Annotated in this window: 7 protein-coding genes; 1 reads left to right on the forward strand and 6 read right to left on the reverse strand. The window is 62.7% G+C overall.

What is annotated here, in order from left to right; genetic code table 11:
• Positions 1–55: 55 nt before the first annotated feature.
• Positions 56–733, forward strand: a complete 678-nt coding sequence (locus ABSG20_RS27590) for a cyclase family protein (protein ID WP_423867645.1) — start codon at positions 56–58, stop codon at positions 731–733.
• Between the two features lie 182 nt (positions 734–915).
• On the opposite strand, the gene ABSG20_RS27595 is transcribed toward ABSG20_RS27590, so the two are convergent.
• The 6 genes from ABSG20_RS27595 to ABSG20_RS27620 all read right to left on the reverse strand — a co-directional run.
• Positions 916–1233, reverse strand: a complete 318-nt coding sequence (locus ABSG20_RS27595) for a c-type cytochrome (protein WP_423867646.1) — start codon at positions 1231–1233, stop codon at positions 916–918.
• 17 nt (positions 1234–1250) lie between these two features.
• Positions 1251–2009, reverse strand: coding sequence for a CBS domain-containing protein (locus tag ABSG20_RS27600; RefSeq protein ID WP_423867647.1), 759 nt, complete (start codon positions 2007–2009; stop codon positions 1251–1253).
• A 360-nt stretch (positions 2010–2369) separates the two neighbouring features.
• Entirely contained in the window at positions 2370–4772 is a 2403-nt protein-coding gene (gene lon, locus ABSG20_RS27605) for an endopeptidase La (RefSeq protein ID WP_423867648.1), read from the reverse strand.
• Between the two features lie 12 nt (positions 4773–4784).
• Entirely contained in the window at positions 4785–5189 is a 405-nt protein-coding gene (locus ABSG20_RS27610; protein WP_423867649.1) for an Hsp20/alpha crystallin family protein, read from the reverse strand.
• A 149-nt stretch (positions 5190–5338) separates the two neighbouring features.
• Positions 5339–5812 carry a hypothetical protein gene (locus ABSG20_RS27615; protein WP_423867650.1) on the reverse strand — a complete coding sequence of 158 codons (474 nt, stop codon included), beginning with the start codon at positions 5810–5812 and terminating at the stop codon, positions 5339–5341.
• A 123-nt stretch (positions 5813–5935) separates the two neighbouring features.
• Positions 5936–6133 (reverse strand): hypothetical protein (locus tag ABSG20_RS27620; protein WP_423867651.1); only part of this gene is annotated, 198 nt, incomplete at its 5' end.

Below are 6133 nucleotides of genomic sequence, written 5' to 3' on the forward strand. Positions count from 1 at the left end.
GCGGATTTGCATGCGGACCCGAGCCGCCGACCGAAATAGCATCGAGGCAAAGCCGATGGCCAGACGACTGATCGATATCTCGGTGCCGTTGCAAAACGACGTGCCGGCCGATCCGCCGGGTATAAACCCGCTCATTCAATACCACGATCACCAGCAGAGCCTGCCGCGGATGCTGGGTTTCTTCCCGGGCCTGAAGGCTGAAGACCTGCCGGATGGCCAGGGCTGGGCGATGGAGACCGTACAGCTTTCGACCCATAACGGCACCCATCTCGACGCGCCCTATCATTATCACCCGACGATGAATCGCGGCGAGCGCGCCTCGACCATCGATGAGGTACCGCTGGAATGGTGCCTGCAGCCCGGCGTCAAACTGGATTTCCGGCATCTCCCTGACGGCTATGTGGCCACCGCCGCCGACGTTGAAAACGAACTCAAGCGCATTGGCCATAGCCTCTTGTATCTCCTGGAGCGCGGCGTGCGGCTGACCGGCATCGATGGCTGGAGTTGGGATGCGCCGTTCGTCTACACCGCCCAAAAATACGCGGAGAGCGGGGATGCCAGCCTGATCTGGGAGGGCCACAAGGCCGGCCGCCATATCGGCTACTGCCACATCGAAAAGCTGCATAACCTCGAACAATTGCCATCGACCGGTTTCACCGTGTCCTGCTTCCCGGTCAAGATTGAGCGCGCATCGGCAGGATGGACGAGGGCGGTGGCGATTGTCGAGGGGTGAGGCGAAACGCTTCAGAGCGTAGCTCGGATGAGCGGAGCGATATCCGGGTCTTGGCATTTGCGAGGGTTCCCGCATATCGCAAGCGCTCATGCGGGCTACTTGCTCAGGACTGAGATCATAAGCTCCCCTCCCTCCACGCGCATCGCGCGTGGAGGGAGGGGAGAAGACCGCAAGTGTCGCGGCTACTTCTTCGTCTCAAGAACGAACGCTGCGATATCCCGGGCGTCGTCGCGGCTGAGCGGGAAGTTCGGCATGGTGGCGTGTGGCAGGAGCAAGAACGAGGCGATCATGTCGGAGGTTATGCTCTCCCTGGCGGCGATCGCTGCAAAGGAAGGCACTCCGTTGAGTTTGCCTGGTGCTGCCCCGATCGCATGACACTCGGTGCACCACCGCTCCGAAAGCCGCCGGCCATTCTCGGCATTCTGCGCCATCGCCGCACCGCTGCATGGGAGCAGGGTAAGCACGGAGGCGAGGCATAAAACCGGCCGATACCGCGCCATCTCTCTCACCGGCCCGCTCACAACGGTTCGTCATCCCGCGTCGGGGGCTCCTGTTGCAGCGAAACGAAATCGCCGCCGCCAAGCTCCTCTTCCGGAGGCGGGTTGCTTGGCGCTTGCTCGAGGCTGTCGCGCACGTCTAAGACGCCGGGTACATTTTCTGCGGCGACGACTGCCGCCCGCCGGCTTTTGTCACTGTTGACGACGCCGCGCAGGCTCACAACGCCGTCACGGACGCTGACATTGAGCCTGTAAGGCCGCCAGCTCGCTTGCCCGATCGCAGCAGAAACCGCGCGGCGAAGGTCGTCGTCGGCGACCGACGGATTGGGAGCATGGCGGTCGAGCCCGGCGACAGCAGCAAGAAAATCCGAACGGGTGACCATGCCGACCAGGCGCTTGCCGCGCACGACGGGAAGGCGTTTGATGCCGTTGGATTCCATGATCTGCGCGATCTGATCGAGCGGCGCATCCTCGGTCACGGTCACGGGATCCGGCGTCATGATCTCTCCGACCTTGCGGCCGTGCTCATGTACGAAGTCGGATGCGATCCGATCATGGCCTACCAGGAAACCTAGCCATCGTCCGCGCTTGCGCTGGGTTCCGATCTCGGCACGGCGGATAAAGTCGCCCTCTGAAATGATTCCGGTGAGGTTGCCGGCGGCGTCGACCACCGGGAGGCCGCCGATGTGGTGCCGCAGCATGATGTCGGCGGCTTCGACGATGGTGCTGTCGGCGCCGACCGTAATCACGTCCGAGGTCATGATTTGATGCGCCAGCATCGAGGTCTCCTAGCCAGGTATCTGCAGCTATCCAAGGTAAGTGAAAGGTACGCTCTCGGATTGATCAGGATCAACCCCAGCATTCCACCGCAATAGGCTCCCCTCCCGCCGCGCGCATCGCGCGTGGCGGGGAGGGTCGGGGGTGGGGGTGGCGCGTCGTTCGCCGAAGCAGCGGTTCCTGCCGATAGACCCCCCACCCCCGACCCCTCCCCACCGCTTCGCGGGGGGAGGGGAGAAGATAACCCCAAAGTGAAAATAGACTCGGCGCCAAAATGGAGAACGCACTTTCATGCGTAATGGGCGAGCGCTGCTGGTGGGCAACTCACGATGAGGTCGGGGAGGATGCCGATATGACAAGAACTAGCCGATAGCCTTGGCGGCCTCTTTGCTCGGCTCCAGCACTGCGGCGATGGCATCGTCAATGCGCTCGAGCCAGACGAATTGCAGTTTATCACGGGCGCCTTGCGGGATTTCGTCGTAGTCGCGCCGATTGCGCGCAGGCAGCATCACCCTGGTCAAGCCGGCAGCGGCGGCGGCCACCACTTTCTCCTTGATACCGCCGACCGGCAGCACCAGGCCACGCAGCGAGATTTCGCCGGTCATGGCGGTGTCGCTTCTGACCGTGCGATTGGTGAGCAAGGAGACCAGCGCCGTGAACATGGCAACGCCTGCGCTTGGTCCATCTTTCGGCGTGGCGCCGGCCGGCACGTGAACGTGGATGTCGCTCTTCTCGAATATAGCGGGATCAATCCCGAGTTCGGCCGCGCGACTCTTCGCCAATGTCAGTGCGGCCTGTACGCTTTCACGCATCACGTCCCCGAGCTGACCGGTAAGAATCAAGGCGCCTTTGCCGGGAACGCGGGTAGCCTCGATGAAGAGAATGTCGCCGCCGACCGGCGTCCACGCCAGCCCGGTCGCCACACCGGGAATGCTGGTGCGCATGGCGATCTCGCTTTCGAAACGAGGCTGGCCCAGAACCGCGGTGAGGTCCTTGGCGGCCAGGATAACCCGGTTCGAACTGCCCTCGGCGATTTGCACCGCCGCATGACGGAATGCCCTGCCGATTTCTCGCTCGAGCGAGCGGACGCCGGCCTCGCGGGTATAGCCCTTGATGATGAGCCGCAGCGCCTCGGCATCGATCTCGGCCTGCTCCGGCCTCAATCCGTTGGCTTCCAGCTGGCGGCGTACCAGATAGCGCCGCGCGATCTCAAGCTTTTCATCCTCGGTATAACCGGGCAGGCTGATGATCTCCATGCGGTCCTGCAACGGGCCGGGGATCGTATCCAGCATGTTGGCGGTCGCTATGAACGCAACGCGTGAGAGATCGAACGGCACGCCGAGATAGTTGTCGCGAAAGGTTGAATTCTGCTCTGGATCGAGAACTTCGAGCATCGCCGCCGATGGATCGCCCTGAATACCCCGTCCCATTTTGTCGATTTCATCCAGCATCATGACGCAATTGCGTGATCCCGCTTTCTTGATCGCCTGGATGATATTGCCGGGCAGGGCGCCGATATAGGTCCGCCGGTGGCCGCGGATTTCCGCCTCGTCATGGACGCCGCCCAGACTGACGCGGACGAACGCCCGATCCATGGCGCGCGCGATCGACTGCCCCAGCGAGGTTTTGCCGACGCCGGGCGGCCCGACGAAGCACAGGATCGGCGCCTTGCCCTGCGGCGCGAGCTTGCGAACGGCCAGATATTCGACGATCCGGCTTTTGATCTTCTGCAGGCCGAAATGATCCTCATCCAGAATGCGTCGGGCCGCGGTGATATCGATTTCCTTCTCGGCCGGCAGCGCCCAGGGCAGCTCGGTCAGCCAATCGAGATAACTGCGCACCATGCCCGCTTCGGCCGCCGCCTCCGGCATTCGTTCGTAGCGGCGTACTTCCCTGCGCGCCTGGCTTTCCGCCTCGGGGGGCATCTCGGCCTTGGCAATCGCCTCGTTCAGTTCCGCGACTTCCTGCGCCTTGCCGTCGCCTTCTCCGAGTTGGCGCTGGATGGTGGCCATCTGCTCGCGCAGGATGGCCTCGCGCTGGCGCTCGTCGAATGTGGCTCTCGTCTTTTGTCCGATCTCATGGGACAGCCGCAGCACTTCGAGGCGCTCCGCCAGACGATTTGAAACCTTCTCCATGCGCAGCCGCACGTCGATGGTTTCCAGGATCTCCTGCTTTTCCTGCGGCTTGATGTCCATGTAGGAGGTGGTGAGGTCGGCGAGGGCTGCGGGCGAGGTGGTTGCCCGCAGCGCGGCAACGAGCTCCGCCGGCGCCTGGGGCAGCAATTGGATGGCTTCGATGGCCTGGCCTTGCAGGTTCAAAAATCGCGCCTCGATCTCCGGCGAGATGGTCGTGGGCTCCGGGATATTCAGCACCAGGGCCGCGGGGAAGGGCGTGCCGGGAAGGAAATCAACAATGCGGACGCGCTGAACGCCCTGGCAGATGATGTGATGCGTCTCATCCGGCGCGGTGATGTAACGGACGATATTGGCGAGCGTGCCGATCCGATAGAGGTCGTCGGGACCGGGGTCGTCGGCTTCCGGGTTTCGCTGCAACAGAATGCCGACCGGCCGCTGCTCGCGCAAGGCCTGTTGCGCGGCGGCGATCGATCTTGGCCGGCCGATCGTGATCGGCGCCACGATCCCCGGGAACAGCACGGTATTGCGAACGGGAATGATGATCAGGGCATCGCTGGGGATCGGGACAGCTTCTGCGCCAGAGATGACGCGAGAGGGAGCGGAGCCGGGTTGTTCGTTGGCTGGCGGCATGGCCGACCTCGTTCAAGACTTTGACAGGCGTAACCCAACGCAACCATGAACGGCGAAGCGGCTGACGGCGTAGCGCCCTGCCGGCAGAACGATCCGGCGCTCGAAATGACCTTGCGGCAGCTCAAGCCGGTGAATCCTTGCATTGCGTAGTTCGTCGGGCAGCACCCGGCGTCCGCTGATGACGAGGGTGCCGTTATCGATCACGGCCTCGACCTGATCAGGATCGACGCCGGGTAGCGCCACCATGATGAGGAACTCGCGGTCGGTCTCCAGCACATCGATCGGCGGTTCCCAACTGGGCTCCCGCGAGCCAGCCCTGACCTGCAGGCTGAAGAATCGCTGGCGCAATCGCTCGGTGCGTGCCAGCCGATCGATCGCCTCGGACAGCATCCAGTCGGCGGGATCATTGTTCGACATTTGCCTTCTCGCGCAATTTATTTTCAAACCCCGCAACGGCTGCTTGGAAACGCTGATGCAATCGTACAAGATCGCGGCGATAGTTCTATGCCTGCGCTATTTCGTCAACCGGCCCGATCGGGCAAGCGCGGCTGGCCTTGCTACGTTACCTAGGACGGATCCGATCGCCTACGCGCGATGATACCTGCCGCAATCTGCATGGTGGCGCCGATCGCCCAGCAGAGACTGATCAGCACCGCCGTGCCGGCCTGCGCCGTCTCGTCTAGCACAATACTGAAGACCGACACCACCGCTGCCGTCGCCGCGAGAAAGGTTCCGGCGGCGCTGAGCAGTTCCACGGCATCGGCCCTGGATCCCAGTCCGTGCCGGAGCGGCAGGTGCATGCGGTGATCTGGCGGCGCCGGAGGCAGATCGATGCCAAGATAGAAACCGGCTGCCCCGTAAAGCATCATGGCGAGGACGGCAGCTGTCGAGCCGATCAGTTCGATGTCGGCCCTGCCCACATGGGCGGCAACGAACAGCCCACAGGAGCCGCCCGTCAAGGCGAGCCCGGTGCGTTCCAGGACATGGGCGGACCGGCTGATGACGGAGCGGGTGTTCCATGGGGCACTGCGTTTGACCATTTTTTCTGACTACCAGACGGAACTGGGAGGCTATTGACAGAGATCAAGATTGCCGCTCGAAAAATGGTCGTGCTGGGGCATGGCAGGATCAGGCAGAAACACAATTTGGGATCGTGGAGACGGTCAGCTCAAGCCCGAGAACGAATTGGTCCAGAGCCTGGGGCTGTCGGCAGATTGAATACGACGCCGTGCCAAAAACAAGAGCCCCGCGCACAGGAACCGGTGTTTCGGAGCCGTCAATCCGCCCATAGAAAAATATTCCTGTTGCCTTTTTGTTCGAATCAGTCTAAGTTCACCGCTGTCTCGTTCCAAGTGGGGCGT

It is taken from the genome of Bradyrhizobium sp. (assembly GCF_049512235.1).
Taxonomy (GTDB): domain Bacteria; phylum Pseudomonadota; class Alphaproteobacteria; order Rhizobiales; family Xanthobacteraceae; genus Bradyrhizobium.